The organism is Paenibacillus sp. fava2, from assembly GCF_058313675.1.
The window spans coordinates 1,955,965-1,975,880 of sequence record NZ_CM177755.1; the positions used below are offsets into that span (position 1 = coordinate 1,955,965).

Below are 19,916 nucleotides of genomic sequence, written 5' to 3' on the forward strand. Positions count from 1 at the left end.
GGAGGTAGAATTGTGGTAAAAGAAACATCATGGGCCAGCCGGCTGTTCGATATTTGTAACATCATCGTTCTGGCAGTAATCGCGCTGGTCACTATTATTCCGTTCATCTATGTTGTTGCAGGCTCATTTGCCACCCAGCGGGAGCTGCTGGAAAAAGGGTTTATTCTCTTCCCGACCGAATTCTCGCTGGAAGCATACAAATATATCTTTTCGACCAGCACCTTGATGCGCAGTCTCGGGGTCACCATCTTCATCACCGTTGTCGGCACGCTGATCAATATTACGCTAACCTGCCTAATGGCTTATCCGCTGTCCCGCAGGGATATGGATTTCCGCTCGCCGATCCAGCTTCTGATCATCTTTACGATGCTGTTCAGCGGCGGGATGATCCCGACGTTCCTGGTCGTAAAAGAGCTTGGCATGCTCGATACGTACTGGTCGCTGCTGCTGCCGGGTGCGATCAGCGCCTTTAACCTGATCATTATCCGCAGCTTCTTTCAGCAGCTTCCGCCGGATCTGGAGGAGTCGGCCAAAATCGACGGTGCCAGCGACCCCGGTATCCTGCTGCGGATCGTCATTCCATTGTCCCTGCCGGCGCTGGCTACATTCTCATTGTTCTATGCCGTAGGCCACTGGAACACCTATTTCAGCTCCATCCTGTATATCAACGACTCGACCAAATGGCCGATTCAGGTGCTGCTGCGGCAGATCGTCATGCTGTCCCAGGGCGGCAGCCTCGGGGATACCTCGTCTCTTGAGAGTAACTTTATCCCGCCGGATCAGGCTGTCAAAATGGCAGTCATCGTCATCTCCACCGTCCCGATTCTGATCGTATACCCGTTCCTGCAGAAGCATTTTGCCAAGGGTGCGCTGCTGGGCTCGGTTAAGGGTTAAGCGACACAACACACCACAGTCAAGAAAGGAACATAACAATGACAACAAACCAAGGGGCTCAAGGTTTAAAAAGAAAAGCAATGACCGCCATTTCAACGCTGCTCGTGCTGGGAACATTATCAGCCTGCGGCGGCAATAACAATGCAGCCGGGAACGCACAGGGCGGAGACAGCAGCGCACCAGCCGCCGAAGGGCCGTTCAAAATGTCCATGATGCTGACCAGCTACAATCCGGAGCCGATGGACCCGGAGGGGGAGCTGTACAAGAAGCTTGAGGAACGCACCAATACGGATCTGAACATCACCTGGGTGCCATCGACGACCTATTCGGATAAGCTAAGCGCCACTGTCGCTTCGGGTGAACTGCCGAGCGCCGTGCTTGTACTTGACCAGAAGCTTCCCTATATCGTCAATTCAGTGCGTTCCGGAATGTTCTGGGAGCTTGGATCCTATCTGAAGGATTACCCGAACCTGAGCCGGATGGATGATGTGGCCCTGAATGCCATCTCCATCGACGGTAAGGTGTACGGGATTTACCGTGCACGGGATCTGGCCCGGGACGGCCTAATGCTGCGCAAGGACTGGCTGGATAATCTGGGCCTGCAGGAGCCCAAGACGATTGACGAATTCTACGAGGCGCTGAAGGCATTCGTGAATAATGACCCCGACGAGAACGGCAAAGCCGATACGATCGGCCTCGCCGAGCAGCAGGTTGCTTCAGGCTGGCGGGCGATGCTGACCTGGATGGGCGGTCCGGCCGACTGGGAGATCAAGGACGGCAAAGCAAGCCCGGCGCATCTGTCGCCCGCTTTTCTGGAGACGATGAAGTTCTACAAGAAGCTCTATGACGAGAAGCTGATCAACCTCGATTTCGCGGTGGTCAAAGACGGCAAGCAGATGATAAATGCCGGTAAAGCCGGGGCATGGGTTGCCAACCTGAACGATGCCAACGGCATTGAAGAAAGCGTCCAGAAGGTTACGCCGTCCGGTGCAATTACTATGGTTAACGCGCTCGAAGGTCCGGCAGGACTCCGCAGTCCGGGCGGGTCGGGCTCATACGGGACTTTCATGATTCCGAAGACGTCGGTGAAGACTGAAGCGGATCTCAAGGCGGTGCTGAACTTTTTTGACAAAGTATCCGACGACGATATGCAGAACATGCTGGTCAACGGGCTGGAGGGCCGCCAGTTCACGCTGGATAACGGAAACTACGTGAAGACAACGGACCCGAAAATGCTGGCCGAATACGGGATGGGCGATTCCTCCCAGCTGGCTGTGTTAAGAGATAAGGTGGTGACTTACGGCAAACCGCTGGTGCATCTGCGTGATGAGATGTGGAAAAAGAATGCAGAAATCGCCGTTGTCAATCCGATCCAGCCTTACATTTCCGACACGTACAGCGAACGCGGCTCAGAGCTCAGCAAAATCATTGACGATGCCCGGGTCCGCTTCATTATGGGCGATCTGGACGAGAACGGCTGGAATGCGGCGGTAGCCAAATGGGAGCAGGACGGCGGCTCGAAGGTGATTGAGGAATATACGGCGGCGTACAATCAGGCGAACGGGCAATAGTGTTGAGAAACAGCCTCTTCATGCCGTTAATAAAAATCCCCATATGCTAGAATAAAAGCAACAAACGATTGCGGGGGGTAGTGAGCCATGCGGATATCGAGCTATTTGCGGAAATTAATCATACTTACTTTATTGATCGGTGCTTTTCCGGTGCTGATCTTAGGCTGGTATTCCTATCACTACTCCTCCCAATCTGTGCTGCAGCAGGTCGAGGAACGTAATTCTCAGGTGCTCAGGCAGAGCCAGCTGCGGGTGGAGCAGACGCTCAAAATGATCGATTTTTCCACGACACAGCTGCTGGGACTGCCGACAGTGACCAAGGCAATTGCGACTAAGCTTGATATAGACGATATGGAAATCATTCACGAGCTGTATAAACATCTCTCCTCAATCCAGACGTTCGAGCTGGGCATCAAGGATGTGTATCTGTACAGTCTGGAGCAGGATTGGCTGATTACCAATTTGGGCCTTGACGCATACAACCAGCCGGGGCTGAAGGAGAAGCTCCGTTCGTTCTCCTTCATGTCTAACGGTTCGATGTGGGTCAGCGGCAATTCAGCCAGCATCCAGGGGGCGGAGGGGATGGTCGAGCTGAATCATGCCGTCATTAATCTGAAAAAATGGCCGATCAACGCAAGCAAGCCGCGGGGCCTAATCGCGGTGGTAATGTCTGCGCAGCAGCTCAGCGATCTGATTGACAGCGATCCGGGCATGGGCAATGTGTTCATTCTGGACGAGGACGGCCGGGTGATTACCCATCCGGATTTCTCACTGCTGGGCAAGGATCTGTCAGAGGAGCCTTACATTCAAGCTGTCAGAGCGCAGACGGAGGCTAACGGGGTCTTCAACGGCAAGGCCGGAGAGAGCAAAGCCTCCATTTCCTTCCGTAAATCCGCCTACAACGGATGGACTTATGTGTCGGTTGTTCCTACCCAGGCGGTGACGCAGCAGGCTACAGCCATCGGAAGGACTTCAATTCTGATCAGTCTCGGGGTGCTTGCTGCTACCGTGCTTACAGCGCTGATCGGCTCGCGGCGGATGTACACCCCGGTAAGGTCGATTTACCGGTCTTTGCTGCCGGACAAAGAGCCGCGGCCCAAAAAAGACGAGTTCACCGCCATCTCTGACCGCATCCAGGGTATCCTGTCCGATCAGAGCAAGCTGAGGTTCGAGCTGGCCGGTCAGCAGCAGCAGCTGGCCGAGTTTCTGGTCCGCAAAATGCTGCTGGGCGAAGCTAGATCACAGGGGATTAAGGAACGGCTGGCGGATTACGGGTACGGCTACACCGGGGACTGGACACTTATGCGGGTGATGCTTGTGCAGATTGACCGGCTCGACAGCAGCCGTTTTACAGAACAAGACCGGGATTTGCTCCTGTTTGCGGTCAGCAATATAGCGCTTGAAGTGGTTCCCGGAGGAGACCGGCTGCCGCCGATTGTGATCCGGGAGTCTGTTGTCATACTGATTGGTACAAAGACGCAGTCGGAGGAGGCTTTTAAGGAAGCGGTGTACGCCAGAGCTGCTGAGGTGCAGGCTTCCGTAAAAAGCTATCTCCAGCTGCAGGCCAGTATCGGCATCAGCCGCTCCTGTACAGCATGGCCGGAGGTGAGCCGCGGGTATGAGGAGGGCGAGAACGCGCTGAAATACCGGGCCAGATTGGGCGAAGAGGTCATCCTGTTTATTGAGGATGTCCAGCCCGCCCGGCGGAAGGAAATCGTCTATCCCAAAACACTGGAGGATGAGCTGACCGGAGCGATCAAGTCGCTGGACCGGCAGCGTGCTGCAGAGGCCTTGTCCTTAATGATGAATGCACTCGCAAGCGAGGAATATGATCATCAGGAGTATCAGATGTCGCTGGTGCGGCTGCTGATGGCCCTCATCCGGCTGCTCCAGGACTCCGGCATTTTGCATCATCAGCTTAAGGCTGACGGGGATTCGCTGTTCGAAGAGCTTCTCGGCATGCACAGTCCCCGTGATATAGAGGAATGGTTCAATGACACGCTTGTCGGGCCTGCCATCGGGCTGCTTGAAGAGCGGCAGAAAAATCAGTTCACCAGCATTTCCGAAGAGGTGAAGCAGCTGATTGCGGAGGCTTTTGACACCGATCTGACGCTGGAAAAATGCTCTGCGAGGCTGAATTATCATCCGCAATATATAAGCCGGGTATTCCGCCAGGAGACCGGCATCAGCTTCACCGACTACCTGGCGCAATACCGGCTGACCGTTGCCAAGAGATGGCTGAAGGAAACCGATTTGACGATTACCGAAATTGCTATGAAGCTGAAATATAACAACCCGGCGAACTTTATCCGCTATTTCCGCAAGATGGAGGGGATTACACCGGGCCAATACCGGAATAATCTGACGGAATAGCTGCATAAATGCCGCCGGGCCTACAGCGAACAGGAAAGGTGTGCATTGCACTTGAACAGAGGCGGACCCTACGGATTTTTTAAGGAAAATGGCAGCCAGTATGCCATCACGACACCCCGGACACCGGCAAGGTGGTTCAATTATTTATTTAATGATTCCTATTATATGGAGGTTTCCCAGACTGGACAGGGGGACAGCGTTGCTTTTGAGCCCCGGCACCGTACCATTTCGCGGGGCTTCCGCTTTTTTTATGTGAAGGATCACGGGACAGAGCAGGCTTGGGCACCGCTGTATCAGCCGCTGAAGAGCGAACCGGATGCTTATGAGTGCATTCATGGCCTGGCGGACAGTGAAATCCGTTCCACTACCCATGGGATTGAGACCTCCGTGCACGTCTTTGTCCCGCGTGAAGGCCAGCAGGAAATTTGGACGGTGACACTGAGGAATGCCGGGGCAGAGCCGAGAGAGTTATCACTGTTCACGGCGTTTTCCCTGGAGAACGGCGGCGTTATGGGCAGCAAATGTGATTTTGATGAAGAGACGCAGATTCTGTCTGCGTATTCTTTTCCCTATCATGTGACTTATGAGCAAAAAGCCGGCTGTGATGATCATACCAACGTTGTCTATGTCTATTCTGACCGGCAGGCAGATTCCTATGACTGCAGCCAGCGTGTCTTCTTTGGCGGTGACGACATTTATGAGCTGCCGGCAGCTGTGCGGAATGGAAGCTGCTCGGGGCAGCGGGCGGAGGCGGAGCATCCGGCGGGTGCGATGCAGCAGCGGATTACACTTCAGCCGGGAGAAGCTGCGGTAAGCCATTTTGTTGTTGGCTGCGCCCATTCGCTTGAAGAGGCAGCTGCAGATAAGACCAGGCTGACCGCCAAGGGCTTTGATGTTTTGCATAAGGAGGTTTTGGAGTATTGGGAGCAGATCAGCGGTGCGTTCCAGATAGAAACTCCGGATGAGAACGTTAATTCTTTTATGAATATCTGGCTCAAAAAACAGATCGTCATGCAGACCCGCACAAACCGAATGTCCAATTACTGCCCGGTCCGCAACCAGCTGCAGGATGCTCTAGGCTATGCGCTGGTTGATCCGGCAGGAGCGGCAGAATATATGATCTCTGTGCTTAAGGGCCAGGAAAAAAACGGCTTTATCCAGCAGTGGATTATGACGGACGGGTCACCACCCAAAAATCTGTGCCTCCTAAAGCATACAGACGGTCCGGCCTGGCTGATCATCTGCATGATTGCGCTGGTGAACCAGAATGGAGCTCCGGAGCTGCTGCACCGGCAGGCAGCTTTCAAAGGTTCGGATGATACCGCTTCCATTTATGAGCATCTGGTGCTTGCAGCTGATTATATGGCAGGTACGACAGGGGCACACGGCATTTGCCTGATGGGTGACGGCGACTGGAATGATCCGATTAACGGTCCCGGCCGGCTGGGCCGCGGCGAGTCGGTCTGGAATACGATGGCACTGGTCTATGGCATCCGGGCACTTCTGCCGTTCTGTGAACGGCTTGGTGATACGGAAGGTGCGGAGCGCCTCCGGTCGGCGGCTGTAAGGCTGGCGGAAGCGGTGAATACCAGCTGCTGGGACGGTGAATGGTACATCGCCGGGTTCGATGATAACGGCGAGCCGCTGGGAACAGCCCGGGACGAGGAAGGACAGCTGTTCCTGAATACTCAGACCTGGGCAGTTATGAGCGGGATCGCGGTCGGGGAGCGGCTTGAGAAATGCCTAGCGGCAATTGACAGTCTGGATACCCCGTTCGGGCCGCGGCTGCTTGTGCCGCCGTTCAGCGGCTGGAATCCGAAATGGGGCCGGATCAGCCTTAAGCTGGCGGGTACGACAGAGAACGGCTCGGTCTATTGCCATGCCTCCATGTTCAAGGCTTTCGCCGACTGCATCGCCGGGCGGGGTACGGCGGCCTGGGAGACGATCAGCCGGACGCTGCCGACGAACAGGGACAATCCGCCGGAGCGTAACGGGCAGGTACCGATTTTTGTGCCGAATTATTATTTCGGATTGGCTGACTCGCCAAGCTACGGCAAGTCCAGCCACCATGTCTCCACAGGTACGGTAGGCTGGATGCTCTGGACCACACTGGAGTACGCACTGGGCATTCGGGCAACGGCAGACGGCCTGATCGTTGACCCCTGCATTCCGGCAGAATGGTCCGGTTACCGGGTGGAGCGCAGGTTCCGCAACGCAGTATACCGGGTTGAAGTGACGAACCCTGACCGGATCAGCAGGGGAACAACGATGGTGCTTGTAGATGGCGAGGCCTGGACCGGCACAGAACTTCCTTATGAAGACGGCAGGGACTATGAAATCTCTGTTCAGCTCGTGCCGGAAGGATAAATAGATAGGGAATAGACAGATTGGAGTGAATGCAGCATGCTGTTTCCAAAAGATACACTGACGCGTGAGATCAAGGATCTCTCAGGCATCTGGCGCTTCAAGCCGGACCCGGGCAATCACGGCAGGGAGGAGGAATGGTTCAAAGCGCCGCTTCAGGACACCATTCCCATGCCTGTCCCCGCCAGTTATAACGACATCACCCAGGATGCATCCTTGCGCGACCATATTGGGGATGTGTGGTACGAGCAGTCTTTTATTGCTCCGCGTTCCTGGTCCGGTGACCGGATCGTGCTCTGGGTTGGCAGCGCCTGTCACCATGCAGTTGTATGGGTCAACGGAGTAGAAGCGGCGGCGCATAAAGGGGGCTTTCTTCCTTTTGAGGCCGATATTACGAAGCTGATTGTGCATGGTCAAGAGAACCGGGTAACAATCGTGGTGAACAATGTGCTCAGCTGGCAGACCCTGCCGCCGGGCCGGATTAAAACGTTTGATGATGAGAAGCATCCGGAGGGTTACCGGGTTCAGGAGTATTTTCATGATTTCTTCAATTATGCCGGGCTGCACCGGCCGGTGAAGCTGTACCGGACCTCACAAAGCTACATTAAGGATATAACAACAACGGCGGATGTACAGGATGGGACGGGGATTGTTCATTATACCGTGGAAGCCTCACGGCCTGAAGGTGAGATCACGGTCCGGCTGCTGGATGAAGACGGGGTAACGGTAGCCTCCGGCAAAGGGAGCTCTGGCATCCTGCGCATAGAGAACGCCCGGCTGTGGAAGCCGCTGCAGGCATATCTGTATTCTTTTCACGCTGAAGTATGGGGTGCTGATGGAGAACTGGCAGATCATTATCAGCTGCAGATCGGAATACGGACGGTTAAAGTGGAAGGGACCCGATTCCTGATTAACGGGGAGCCCTTTTATTTCAGAGGTTTCGGGAAGCACGAGGACAGTGACATCAAGGGCAAGGGGCTGGATCAGGCTGTCAATGTGAAGGATATGAACCTGCTCCGCTGGATGAATGCTAACTCCTTCCGTACCTCTCATTATCCGTATGCCGAGGAGCTGCTCGATCTGGCCGACCGGGAGGGAATCGTCGTTATCGGCGAGGTTCCGGCGGTGGGATTCACCTTCTTCAACTATAACGACAAGGTGTATGCCCCGGACAAGGCCAATGATGAGACACTGGCGCATCATCTGGAGGTGCTGACAGACCTCATCGCCCGCGACAAAAACCATCCGTCTGTGGTCATGTGGAGCCTGGCCAATGAAGCGGCTAACTTTCAGGAGGAGTCCGTGCCGTATTTCCGCCAGCTGGCGGATACCACCCGCAGACTGGACCCGCACCGCCCGATAACGATTGTGCAGTGGCCGCTGCCTGACAAGTGCAGGGTATCGCAGTTTTTTGACGTTATCTGTGTGAACCGTTACTATTCGTGGTATCAGGACCCGGGGGCGCTGGAGCTGGTGGAGCATCAGGTGGAGTGGGAGCTGAAGGGCTGGTTTAACACCTTCGGCAAGCCGGTCATCATGAGCGAGTATGGGGCAGATGCCATCGCAGGCTTCCATCAGGACCCGCCGGTGATGTTCACCGAGGAGTACCAGCAGGAGCTGCTTACCCGGTATCATAATGTGTTTGACCGGCTGGATTTTGTAATCGGCGAGCATGTGTGGGCGTTTGCCGATTTCGCCACCAAGCAGGGGATCACGCGGGTGGGCGGCAATAAGAAGGGTGTATTCACCCGGCAAAGGCAGCCCAAGGCTGCCGCACACATGCTCCGCCGCCGCTGGAGGGAGATGGGGGAGTATCCGGTGAAGGTTACGAATGAACAGGAACGGAAATAAAATCAAAGCCGCGCAGAGATGCGCGGCTTTGTGCCGTGTGCCATTTTGCCGGCCTGCCAGCCGGGTAGCTTCCGGATTACTGCACGCTGAGATTGTCCCAGTTCACCTGAAACTCCTCCAGCATGCCTTCCTTGGTCAGCTTGCCGCCCAGATAACCCTGTATGCTGCTGGACAGCTCCTGCGGCATGCCGTTCGGCAGGCGTGACCAGTTCCAGGTCAGAGCCTGATCTTTATCTGTATATTCCAGCACCTCTGCGCCCAGTGAGCCTAGATCCTCTACGGTTCCCTCAATGCTGTCGAGCGCAGGGATGAACTGGAACTCCTTGGTGATGTAAGTTTTGCCGGTCTTCGAGGTGACGAGCCAATCCAGAAATAGCTTGGCTTCTTCTTTGACAGGGGAGTACTTGTTAACGACCCAGTTACTTGGAACGCCCACATACAGCTTGTCGTTGTCTTCGGCTGTATCGTCGATAGGCATCGGCAGGATGCCGAGGTTCAGCTCCGGATCAATGCCGTCGATCTGGCCCTGGGTCCAGTTCCCTTGTTGCATCATCGCCGCTTCCCCGCTGGCGACCATGGTGACCTGGGTATTATAGTCGGTCGAGAGCGGATTCCGGTTGCCGTACTCCACCGTCAGATCCAGCAGGTCAATCCACCGGGAGAACACCGGGTCCCCGGCAAAGGTCTTCGAGCCGTCCGTCAGCCCGGCGATAAACGCTTCAGGATCGGGCTGCTGGGCAAAAGCCACGTTCACATTGTGGTTGCCGAGGACGAACCACTCCTGATACCCGTTGGCAAACGGCGTAATACCCGCCGCTTTCAGCTTCTCGGCAGCCTCTCTCAGCGCGGTGAGCGTCAGCGGCTTTTCGGTAATTCCGGCCTGCTGGAACAGGTCTTTATTATAAATAAAGCCATAGCCTTCAAGATTCATCGGCATGCCGTAGAGCTTGCCGTCAACAGTCATTTGTTCAGCGGCAAGCGGCTTTACATCTTTGGCCCAGGCTTCGCCGCTGAGATCCTCCAGATATTCCAGCCACATGTCGCGCTCATTATTGCCGCCGATGGTGAAGATGTCCGGCTCATCCCCGGACGAGAACTTGGCGCGCAGGGAGGCGCCGTAGTCGCTGCCGCCGCCGACACTCTGGATTTCAAGACGGATATCCGGGTGTTCCTTTTCAAATTCCGTTTTCAGCGAGGCCAGCGCCTCGGATATTTCAACCTTGAACTGGTAGATATGCACCGTTTTTATCCCATCCGCATTGCCGCTGCCGCGTCCGCAGCCGGAGATAAGTCCGGCCAGCAGCAGAGAGCATACGAGGAGCATTCCGCGTTTTTTTTTCATATCAATCATCCTCTCAGCCTGAAAAGTACGTTACCATGCGCTAGCCCTTCACAGAGCCCTGGGCAATGCCTTCAATAATATACTTCTGCATCAGCAGGAAAAAGATAACCACCGGCGTAATACCGAGCACGAGACCCGGGAGCGCCAGATCCCACTGCTTAGTGTATTGTCCGAAGAAGCTGTAAGTCGCGATCGGAATTGTACGCAGCTCCGGGCTCTGCAGAATCAGTGAAGGCATGAGGTAATCATTCCAGATCCACAGCGTGTTCAGAATGATGACCGTTACAATGATCGGCTGCATAAGCGGCAGGACAATCCGGAAAAACGTGCCGTAAGGGCTGCTCCCGTCCACCCGCGAGGCTTCTTCAATGTCAATCGGCACCGACTTTACAAAGCCGTGGAACAGAAATACAGTCATCGGGGCACCGAACCCCAGATAAGCGAGGATCAAGCCGGCAGTCGTATCCATCACGCCAAGGCCGCTGACGATTTGTACCAGCGGAATCATGATAGCCTGAAAAGGAATGACCATAGCCGCGACGAGTGCGACATAAAGAATACGGTTGTACATGCTGTTATTGCGGACCATTTTATAGGCAGACATGGAGCACAGGAAGGCCAGCAGAATATTACTGGCTACCGTGACGACCAGGGAGTTCAGAAAAGCATGCGGGAAAGCAGTTGCCTTCCATGCTTCGGCGTAATTGTTCCACTGGAACGCAGCAGGCAGTGCAGCGGAATCTGACAGGATCGCGCTGTAGCTTTTGACCGAGTTGGCCAGCAGAAAATAGAACGGCACAAGAAATACCAAAGCCAGCAGAATGAGCAGCAGCTCGGCCAGCAGCAGGGGGAATCTGTACTTTTTGGCAGTAGTCTCCATTACAGCTCCACCTCTCTTTTCTTGGTTGCCCTAACCTGTAGCAGGGAGATAACCGCCACAATGACGAAGAAAACCATCGCTTTGGCTGATCCCATTCCGAACCGGCTGATCGTGTAGGCTTCATTGTAAATATTGAGCGCTACCGATTCGGTAGCCTTGAAGGGACCGCCCTTGGTCAGCGACAGGTTCAGGTCGAACAGCTTGAAGGACCAGGAGATCGACAGGAACAGGCAGACCGTCACCGCCGGCATGACCAGCGGAATGGTTACATGGCGCAGCGTCTGCATCAGCCCGGCACCGTCCACCCGGGAGGCTTCAATCAGGCTCTGCGGTACGTTGTTGATCGCGGAAATGTAGATGACCATGAGATAGCCGGCATTTTGCCAGACAAACACAATGACGATTGCCCAGAACGCCGTTCCTTCCGTACCTAGCCAGGGCAGATTAAAGAACGGCCAGCCGGTGGCTGCGCCAATTGAAGTAAACCCCCTGACAAAAATAAACTGCCAGATGAACCCGAGCAGCAGCCCGCCAATGACATGGGGCACAAAAAAGACCGTCCGCAGCAGGTTGCGGGTGAACAGCTTGCGGGTCAGCACGTAAGCGAGTGCGAAGCCGAGCAGGTTGGTCAGCACAAGACCGAATAAAGTGAACTTGGCTGTAAACCAGAACGAATTCAGAAAGGAAGGGTCCTTGGTGAAAATATGTAAATAGTTCCTCAGCCCGGTCCACTCGACATGACGCGAGATCCCGTTCCAGCTGGTAAACGAATAATACAGCCCCAGGAAGAACGGAATCAGAACAATAACAAAGAAAAACAATGACGTCGGCCCGACAAAAATGAACTGCTGCATCAGGCGTGATCGTTTACTACGGTCCATCATTCCTCACTCCTTTGTGTAAAGTTAAGCATTTGATTAAATAACCGGAAGGGTGATTAACCGAATCATTTTTGCTTAATATTGACAGCCCTTTCATAGTGACGTTATGGTAGACTGGTCAGATGAAAAGGGAGGCTGAGGCAGTTGACAGGGCTACTAGGCAATCATTTTGTTACGCAGATAGGCATTCTGGTGAATGATGTGGAGAAGGTAAGCGCGGCATATGCGAAGTTCTTCGGGCTGGAGCAGCCGAAGATTATAGTGACGGATACAGCTGATATTGCGCAGACCCGGTATAACGGGGAAAAGACGGAGGCGCGGGCGAAGCTGGCCTTTTTTGACATGGGATCTGTACAGCTGGAGCTGATTGAGCCGGATCACCAGCCGAGCACCTGGCGCGCCTACCTGAATGAGCATGGAGAAGGCCCGCATCATATTGCATTTGTAATTGAAGGGATGCAGGACAAAATTATGTTACTCGAAGGTAAAGGGTTCCCGCTGCAGCAAAAAGGGGAGTACACCGGCGGCCGTTATGCGTATATGGATACTTTTAAAGAATTGAAGGTTCTTGTGGAGCTGCTGGAAAACGATAATTAATAAGGGTTAACCCATAGAGGAGGACTACGGATGGAAAATATTCTGATTACCGGTGCCGGACGCGGACTGGGACTGGACCTGACCGCTGAGGCGCTGGAGCGCGGATATTCAGTAATTGCCGGTGTACGCAATCCGGACGGGCAGGCTGAGGAATTGTCTAAGCTTGCCGCTGAATACGGAGAAAAGCTAAGCGTCGCCAAGCTGGATGTAACGGATGAAGCGGGAATCGCAGCGCTGGCTGCTGAGCTTAAAGAGCAGGGCCGCACGCTTGGTGCCATTATCAATAACGCAGCTGTACTGACAGCGCGCAACACACCGGTTGAAGCGCTGGACCTGCAGGACATGGAGACCACTATGGACATCAACCTGTATGGTCCGATCCGTGTGGTCAAGCATTTCCTGCCGCTGCTTACGGAAGCAGAGCCTTCGATCATTAATATCTCTTCGGAAGCGGGCAGCATCACCAATGCATATCCCGGAGACTATCCGTACAGCATCTCCAAGACAGCGCTCACCATGTTCTCCCAACAGCTGCATGTGTATCTGCAGGAACGCGGAGTGCATGTGCTCAGCGTCCACCCGGGCTGGATGCATACCGATATGGGCGGGGAGCAGGCGCCGACGGACCCGCGCCAAAGTGCCGGGGGCGTGCTTGATCTGATTGATCAGCGTACGGCTCCCGAGGGCCATTTCAGGTTTGTGGATTATACGGGTAAGGATATGAAGATATAATTTAATTGAACATTTCTGACATATACAAAAGCGGTAAGGCGTCGTCCGGAAGGAGCGCCTTACCGCTTTTTACCTTAGCCTCATTATCCCACAGCTCCCACCCGCAGCAACTCCTCCAGCTTGCCCTCGTCAATGGGCTTCTGCAAAGAGTCCATGCCTCCCCGGCAAAAGGCATCCAGCACAAATTCGTGGCTGCTCGTAACAATGATTCTGCTGTGCGGGCAGGAATCCCTGCCGGCCAGAAGCTCCCCGCTGAGCAGAAGCAGCTTGGCATCGGTCACAATAATATCCGGCTGATGGGCAGCGATCAGCTGAACCGCCTGCTGATCACAGCCCGCCTCCAGAATATCTTCATTTCTGTAAGCAAGCTTTTTCAGCACCGGTTTGAGGGAATCGCGCACTTGGGCTGTATCGTCAATCAGCAGAATCTTCATTACGGGGTTCCTCCTGTTTGAATAGGGCGTTTGTCCGATGTTTCCTTTAAAGATGCGGATTGCGGGATCATAAGCACAAAAGCGGCAACGAGCAGCAGCAGGCAGCCCCAGTAAGCGTGACGGTAACCGAGCAGCTGTGCGGCCGCTCCGCCTGCCAGACTGCCGAACAGTCTACCGAGTGTAGATGCATTAGTATAAAGGGTTGACGCATAACCGGGCAGATCCGGCAGAAGATCCTGGATATAGCTGATGCCGACCGCCGAAATCACCGCTACAAAAAAGGCCAGCAGTACCTGTCCGGCAATAATCTGCCACAGCCCGCCTGAGCACAGAACCAGCACATAATAGGCTACGCCCAGCACGATTCCCCACAGCAGCAGGAGGCGGTTCGAATATTTGGCCGACAGAATACCGAGCAGCAGCATAAACGGAATTTCAAGCAGTGCACATACACTCGAGACGGTAGCAACATTCTGCGTGCTGCCGCCCAGTGTGTTAATAATAAACAGCGAGATATTCAGGTTGTTCATCCAGTGCCCCGAATAGAGCAGCGTCATGACGAGAAAAGGAATAAGCACCCGGGCATCCTGATGCAGCTTCAGCGGCTTTTTGGGCTGCATCGGAGCAGCTCCTGCCTGCGCCGGACGTTTGGCAGTGCAGAGCATCAGCACGGCATTGATGACAAAGATCAGAGAGGTTCCGGTAAAAATACCCTGAAATCCGCTATGCTTCAGCAGAACTGCTCCGATCAGCGGGCCGGTAATGAAGCCCAGTGAAAACATCGAGCGGAGTGTTGAATTGGCAAAAGCGTGATCGGTGCTGCTGCTGGCGTTCACAGCCTCGCGGGCGCTGGCGAACAGCTGGGGCATGGCCGGTGCGCCGATCGCGGTGAATACTGTCATATAGGCCAGCAGCAGGTAGAATTCGTGGATGAACAAATAACCCATAAAAGCTATGGCGTTGAAAAACATGGCCGTAACCATGAGGGTTTTACGGTTCATTCCGTGATCGGAGCGTCTAGCTATGAAAGAGCTGAGGCTAACGCCGCTGATCAGCGTAATAGCGGTGAAGATGCCGAAGACACCGGCGGATACGCCTATCTCTGAAGTAAAGTAAACGGCCAGAAACGGGGAGCTGATGGATATTCCCATCCCCTGCAGCATCATGCAGATCATAAATGCGGTATAGCCTGGAATGCCGAGCAGCCGGCGGATACGGATGGACATGTTATTGAACGGTCTCCTTTGAGCTTCCTTGCGCTGTTCTCTTTGATTTGGTTATAGTATAGTTAATGGTTTGAGCTTCGTGAATGTTTTATCTGATTATATACCTCTACTATTTGGCTGGGATGGTGACAAATATGGATCTGAGGCTGCATGCCTGCGCTTATTCCTTTCATACGCTGCCGTACAGATCAACCTTTACGCCGCCGCCCTTTTTTCTGTTCAGGCTGCAGGTGGTCGGGAGCTGCCGGGCCCTTGTACATGGGAAAATGTGTCTGATCGGGCCCGGGGACCTGCTGGTTTACCGTCCCGGTGAGCCCTATCATCTGCAGGTGGAGGAGATGGACGGGAAGATTGAAAGCGGGGATTATTACCTGCTCTGTGAAGGTTCATGGATTGAAGCCTGGTGGGAAGCCCAGCCGCGGCAGACGCTGCAGCGCATTCATCTGGATGCCGGCATGCTGTCCCTGTGGCAGCAGCTCAGCATGGAGCAGCACCGGATTGTGCAGTATAATCCCGAGCTGATCCGCCATCTGCTCTGCGCGCTCTGCCTGTCGCTGGACCGCCTGCCGGTGGAGACGCTTCCCCGCCAGGATGCGCCCGGGCGCGGAAGCGAGCCGGTGCTGCGGATGAAGCGCTACATCAACGAGCATGCGCTTAACCGGCTGAAGGTCGCGGATGTGGCCCGTTTTGCCGGACTCAGTGTTTCGCGGGCGGTGCATCTGTTCAAGGAGCAGACCGGCTATACGATTATTCATTATGCACAGGAGATCAGGCTGTCCAATGCGCTCGAGCGCATCCGCTTTACCGATTTGAGCCTTGAGGCCATTGCCGGAAGCTGCGGATTCCCGACATACTCCTATTTTCATAAGATTTTTAAAGCCAGGTTCGGCATTTCGCCCAAGGAATTCCGTAATCACAGGCCGGAGAACGTGCCGGAGGGCGATTATGTGATAACAAGCGGCACAGAGATCAAGCTGACCGGGATGTCCCCTGATGCGCTCAGGTTTTTGAAGACGGAATGAAATCTCTAATTTTGCACTGATTTTTCCGTCAATTGTCCTGGTGTTTCTGAAAGCGGTTATCTTTTATGATTAAATAGGATGTAACCGTTATCATAAAGAGCTGAGGAGTGACTATGGATGGAAACCGCGACATATCCTTTCCAGCAGACCGGACTGCCGCTTAATGAACGTGTGCAGGATCTGCTGTCCCGATTGACTTTGGATGAAAAAGTAACCTTGATTCCGCAATATCAGGCGGAGATTGAGCGTTTGGGCATTGGTGCCTATAAGCATGGTACGGAAGGAGCGCACGGCATCTCCTGGCTGGGCAAAGCCACTTCTTTTCCGCAGCCTGTCGGACTGGCCTGCACCTGGAATCCGGAGCTGCTGAAGCAAGTCGGCTCGGCGATCGGCGATGAAGCAAGAGCGTTTTACAAAAAAAATCCGACTGTAAACGGACTGACCCTCTGGGCGCCGACGGTAGATATGGAGCGCGACCCGCGCTGGGGGCGTACAGAGGAAGCCTATGGGGAAGATCCTGAGCTGACCGGTCAGCTAAGCACTGCACTGGTTCAGGGGATTCAGGGTGATCATCCGGTGTACTTGAAAGCGGTAGCAACGCTGAAGCATTTTCTCGGCAACAATAATGAGATTAACCGCGGAGTAGATTCGTCCAGCATTGACCCGCGCAATCTGCGTGAATATTATCTGGAAGCCTTCAAGCCTGCCTTCAAGGAAGGCGGGGCACAGTCGATGATGACCGCCTACAATTCGCTTAATGGTGTGCCTGTTATTTTGCACCCTGCGGTCATGGATGTGGTTAAGGGCGAGTGGGAAATGGACGGCTTTATTGTGAGTGACGCCGGGGATTTGTTCGGCATTGTCAAGGATCATAAGTATTATGAATCCTTTGCCCGTTCCATGGCGGAATCGATCAAAAACGGGATCGACAGCGTAACCGAAGAGACAGTGGAAACGATCAAGGTCATTCATGAGGCGCTGGCTGAGGGACTGCTCACCGAAGAGGATCTGGACCGTGCGCTGTTCAACACCTTCCGCGTCCGCTTCCGTCTTGGTGAATTTGATCCGGAGGAAGGGAATCCGTATACAGCGATAGACGATTCCGTCATTCTGAGCAAGGCGCACAGTGAGCTGTCACTGGAAGCGGCGAAGCAGTCGGTTGTGCTGCTGAAGAATGAGAATGGCGCACTTCCGCTGAACCGGCAGGAGCTATCCAAAGTAGCTGTAATCGGACCGCTTGCGGACGAAGCCTTCAGAGACTGGTATTCCGGCACTTTGGCTTATGGAGTGACTCCACTGCAGGGTGTGACCAAGAAGCTGGCCGGCAAGCAGGTGACCTTTGAAAGCGGCGATGACCGGATTATTCTGACCTCGGCTGACGGCGGGCAGGCTGTCGGCATGACCGGCGAAGACGGCAGGCTGGCTGTGCTGTATGATGCTCCGGAGCGCGGGGAATTGTTCCGCCATACAGCATGGGGCTGGACCGCCAATACACTTGAAGCGACAAGCCGCGGCCAGTATGTCACCTTGAACGATGCCGGAACGCTGACAGCCTCCGCAGACGAAATCTACGGCTGGTATGTGAAGGAATCGCTGAACCTTGTGCCGGAGGAAGATGGAACGGTCAGCCTGCGCACATGGAACGGCAAGCCGATAACCGTATCTTCAGACGGTACGCTTCAATCCGCGGAGCAGGATGATGCCGGGGCCAAAGCGCATGCCTTCCGCAAGAACATCGTCGTGAACGGCGTGGAAGCTGCGGTTGCAGCGGCTAAAGCTGCCGAGGTTGCGGTTGTATTCGTCGGTAACCATCCGCTGCTGAACGGCAAGGAAGAAATCGACAGACCGGATATCGTATTGCCGGAAGAACAGGAGAATCTGGTAAAAGCGGTCTATGCAGCTAATCCGAACACGGTTGTGGTTATCGTCGGCAGCTACCCGATTACGTCCACCTGGATCGACGAGCATATCCCGGCCGTGCTGTATACCTCACACAGCGGTCAAGAGCTGGGCAATGCGGTTGCAGAGGTGCTGTTCGGGGGCTACAGCCCGTCCGGCAAGCTGAATATGACCTGGTTCCGGTCTGTTGACCAGCTTCCTCCGCTGATGGATTACGATATTATCAAGGGCAAAAGAACATATATGTACTTTGATGGCGAGCCGCTGTATCCGTTCGGCCATGGCCTGAGCTATGCGCAGGTAGCCTACAACGAACTGGTGCTTAAATCCGGTGAGCTTGAGCTTGATGGTACGATCAGCCTTGAGGTAGAGCTGGAGAACGCCGGTGCAGTGAACGGAGACGAGGTTGTCCAATTGTATGTACAGTCGCTGTCAACCCGGATCAAGCGTCCGCTCAAGCAATTGAAGGGGTTTAAGAAGGTTAGACTTGCAGCAGGAGAAAAGCAGACAGTTGCCTTTTCCCTTCCTGTCTCTGAGCTGTCGTTCTGGGATGTAACCCGGGAACAATACTGCGTGGAGGACGGAGAGTACAATATCCTGATTGGACGTTCCTCCGGCGACATCCGGCTGTCCGCGAAGATCAGAGTACACGGCGAGGTTGTGCCGGCCCGTAATCTGTATCTCCCGGTAAAAGCCGAGAATTATGACGATTACGCATCGGTTTATCTCGATGAGTGCAAGGCAGGCGGTTCATCGGTTCATCCGGTACAGGACGGTGCCTGGATCGGCTTCCATAATGTGCAGCTTGCCGAAGGAGCTGCTGGGATCGAAGCGCTGGTATCCTCAAGCCGCGGCGGCAGTATTGAAGTGAGAACCGGCAGTCCGGCAGGCAAGCTGGCGGCAACGCTGCAAATACCGGCGGGCGGACAGCAGGAATGGAGTACTCTGACTGCCGATGCAGGTTTAGATGCCGGAACAGCTGATGTATTCATTGTCTTTACTGGTGAAGTTCTGCTCAGCCGCTTCCGGTTTACAGTGTAGATGCTCGGCAGTTAATTGTCAGGAGAAGATGAATAAGTAAGGTGAGGCCCCGTTAATTCTGAGATCAGAATGGCGGGGCTTTTTTTGTATGATCTGGGATAAAAATCATATCTAAAAAGGAGGGAATCTGAAAGATATGGATACCTATCTGGGGGCTGAAAGCTATGCCGGGGAAGAAGCTCTATGGAAGGATGACAAGCCCTTATGGGCGAAGAATTATGCCGGACGTGTTACCGGAGACGGGTTCAGCGGTGCGGAAGAAATCCGCGTTAAAGATACGAAAATTTACGAGTGTCTGTTCCACGGAGGCTCAATTAAATAAATACATGGGTAAAAGTAAACCCGTCAGCTGTGTGTAATCGCGCAGCCTGACGGGTTATTAATGCTGATTGTCTCAGTCTCCGCCGCCTCCACCGCCACCGGAATCGCCGCCCCCGCCGCCAGTATCACCGCCGCTGTGGCCTCCGCTGTCCCATCCCCCGTGACTGCTGTGGCCGCTGTCATGGCTGCTCCAGCTGCTTCCGCCATGGTGATGGTCATGATGATTATGATTGGGCTGGCTATGATGCCCGTGATGCTTGTGGGTGCCGTCAGGGTCTTCATTACGGTGAAGATCGCTTGTGAACATATTCGGGTCCGCTCCGGTAAAAAAGTAATGGTCTGATGAGCTGCTGCTTCCCTCGCGGCCGTTCCTTCTGCCCTTGTTTCCATTATTACGTGCCACAGCCTGAGCAATGATAACCAAAAAAACGCCAGCAAAAATGATTCCTATAACCAAGCTGATTCCGCTCCTTTTTTTAGAAAGTGAA

Annotated in this window: 16 protein-coding genes; 10 read left to right on the top strand and 6 right to left on the bottom strand. The window is 54.3% G+C overall.

Translation table 11 applies throughout. The annotated features are described in order from the left end of the window. Positions 1-12 precede the first annotated feature (12 nt). The 5 genes from AC4G46_RS08175 (at position 13) to uidA (ending at position 9,053) form a co-directional block, all read left to right on the top strand. Positions 13-894, top strand: coding sequence for a carbohydrate ABC transporter permease (locus tag AC4G46_RS08175; RefSeq protein ID WP_491127492.1), 882 nt, complete (start codon positions 13-15; stop codon positions 892-894). Between the two features lie 38 nt (positions 895-932). Continuing rightward, entirely contained in the window at positions 933-2,465 is a 1,533-nt protein-coding gene (locus tag AC4G46_RS08180) for an extracellular solute-binding protein (protein ID WP_491127493.1), read from the top strand. 87 nt (positions 2,466-2,552) lie between these two features. Continuing rightward, positions 2,553-4,838: a helix-turn-helix domain-containing protein gene (locus AC4G46_RS08185; protein ID WP_491127494.1), complete on the top strand. Its 2,286-nt coding sequence runs from the start codon at positions 2,553-2,555 to the stop codon at positions 4,836-4,838. 51 nt (positions 4,839-4,889) lie between these two features. Continuing rightward, complete coding sequence (locus AC4G46_RS08190; RefSeq protein ID WP_491127495.1) at positions 4,890-7,205, top strand: 3-O-beta-D-glucopyranosyl-beta-D-glucuronide phosphorylase; 2,316 nt, start codon at positions 4,890-4,892, stop codon at positions 7,203-7,205. 36 nt (positions 7,206-7,241) lie between these two features. Beyond that, a complete protein-coding gene (gene uidA / locus AC4G46_RS08195) occupies positions 7,242-9,053 on the top strand; it encodes a beta-glucuronidase (protein WP_491127496.1) in 1,812 nt (603 codons plus the stop codon). A gap of 76 nt (positions 9,054-9,129) precedes the next feature. On the opposite strand, the gene AC4G46_RS08200 is transcribed toward uidA, so the two are convergent. Genes AC4G46_RS08200 through AC4G46_RS08210 form a run of 3 tightly spaced genes read right to left on the bottom strand, consistent with a single transcriptional unit; the run spans position 9,130 to position 12,156 of the window. After that, positions 9,130-10,395 (bottom strand): ABC transporter substrate-binding protein, encoded by a 1,266-nt coding sequence (locus AC4G46_RS08200; RefSeq protein ID WP_491127497.1) that lies wholly within the window; start codon positions 10,393-10,395, stop codon positions 9,130-9,132. Positions 10,396-10,435: 40 nt separating this feature from the next. Next, positions 10,436-11,275, bottom strand: coding sequence for a carbohydrate ABC transporter permease (locus AC4G46_RS08205; protein ID WP_491127498.1), 840 nt, complete (start codon positions 11,273-11,275; stop codon positions 10,436-10,438). Next, entirely contained in the window at positions 11,275-12,156 is an 882-nt protein-coding gene (locus AC4G46_RS08210; RefSeq protein WP_491128819.1) for a carbohydrate ABC transporter permease, read from the bottom strand. The genes AC4G46_RS08205 and AC4G46_RS08210 overlap by 1 nt, the downstream gene beginning before the upstream one ends. A gap of 144 nt (positions 12,157-12,300) precedes the next feature. On the opposite strand from AC4G46_RS08210, the gene AC4G46_RS08215 reads away from it, so the two are divergent. Beyond that, the gene (locus AC4G46_RS08215; RefSeq protein WP_491127499.1) at positions 12,301-12,753 is read left to right on the top strand and encodes a VOC family protein; all 453 of its coding nucleotides are present in this window, start codon (positions 12,301-12,303) and stop codon (positions 12,751-12,753) included. 30 nt (positions 12,754-12,783) lie between these two features. After that, entirely contained in the window at positions 12,784-13,485 is a 702-nt protein-coding gene (locus AC4G46_RS08220) for an SDR family oxidoreductase (RefSeq protein ID WP_491127500.1), read from the top strand. Positions 13,486-13,568: 83 nt separating this feature from the next. Here AC4G46_RS08220 and AC4G46_RS08225 read toward each other — a convergent pair whose 3' ends face one another. After that, positions 13,569-13,919, bottom strand: a complete 351-nt coding sequence (locus tag AC4G46_RS08225) for a response regulator (protein ID WP_491127501.1) — start codon at positions 13,917-13,919, stop codon at positions 13,569-13,571. Then, positions 13,919-15,145: a sugar efflux transporter gene (locus tag AC4G46_RS08230; RefSeq protein ID WP_491127502.1), complete on the bottom strand. Its 1,227-nt coding sequence runs from the start codon at positions 15,143-15,145 to the stop codon at positions 13,919-13,921. Before AC4G46_RS08230 ends, AC4G46_RS08225 begins: the two co-directional genes overlap by 1 nt. Before the next feature lie 134 nt (positions 15,146-15,279). Between AC4G46_RS08230 and AC4G46_RS08235 the strand changes: the two genes are divergently transcribed. The 3 genes from AC4G46_RS08235 to AC4G46_RS08245 all read left to right on the top strand — a co-directional run bounded on the left by AC4G46_RS08235 (position 15,280) and on the right by AC4G46_RS08245 (position 19,429). Continuing rightward, positions 15,280-16,167: a helix-turn-helix domain-containing protein gene (locus AC4G46_RS08235; protein ID WP_491127503.1), complete on the top strand. Its 888-nt coding sequence runs from the start codon at positions 15,280-15,282 to the stop codon at positions 16,165-16,167. 117 nt (positions 16,168-16,284) lie between these two features. Beyond that, positions 16,285-19,107: a glycoside hydrolase family 3 protein gene (locus AC4G46_RS08240; protein ID WP_491127504.1), complete on the top strand. Its 2,823-nt coding sequence runs from the start codon at positions 16,285-16,287 to the stop codon at positions 19,105-19,107. A 136-nt stretch (positions 19,108-19,243) separates the two neighbouring features. After that, complete coding sequence (locus tag AC4G46_RS08245) at positions 19,244-19,429, top strand: DUF5680 domain-containing protein (protein ID WP_491127505.1); 186 nt, start codon at positions 19,244-19,246, stop codon at positions 19,427-19,429. Between the two features lie 72 nt (positions 19,430-19,501). Here the strand turns inward: AC4G46_RS08245 and AC4G46_RS08250 are convergent, their stop codons facing one another. Further along, complete coding sequence (locus AC4G46_RS08250; protein ID WP_491127506.1) at positions 19,502-19,885, bottom strand: hypothetical protein; 384 nt, start codon at positions 19,883-19,885, stop codon at positions 19,502-19,504. Positions 19,886-19,916 lie beyond the last annotated feature (31 nt).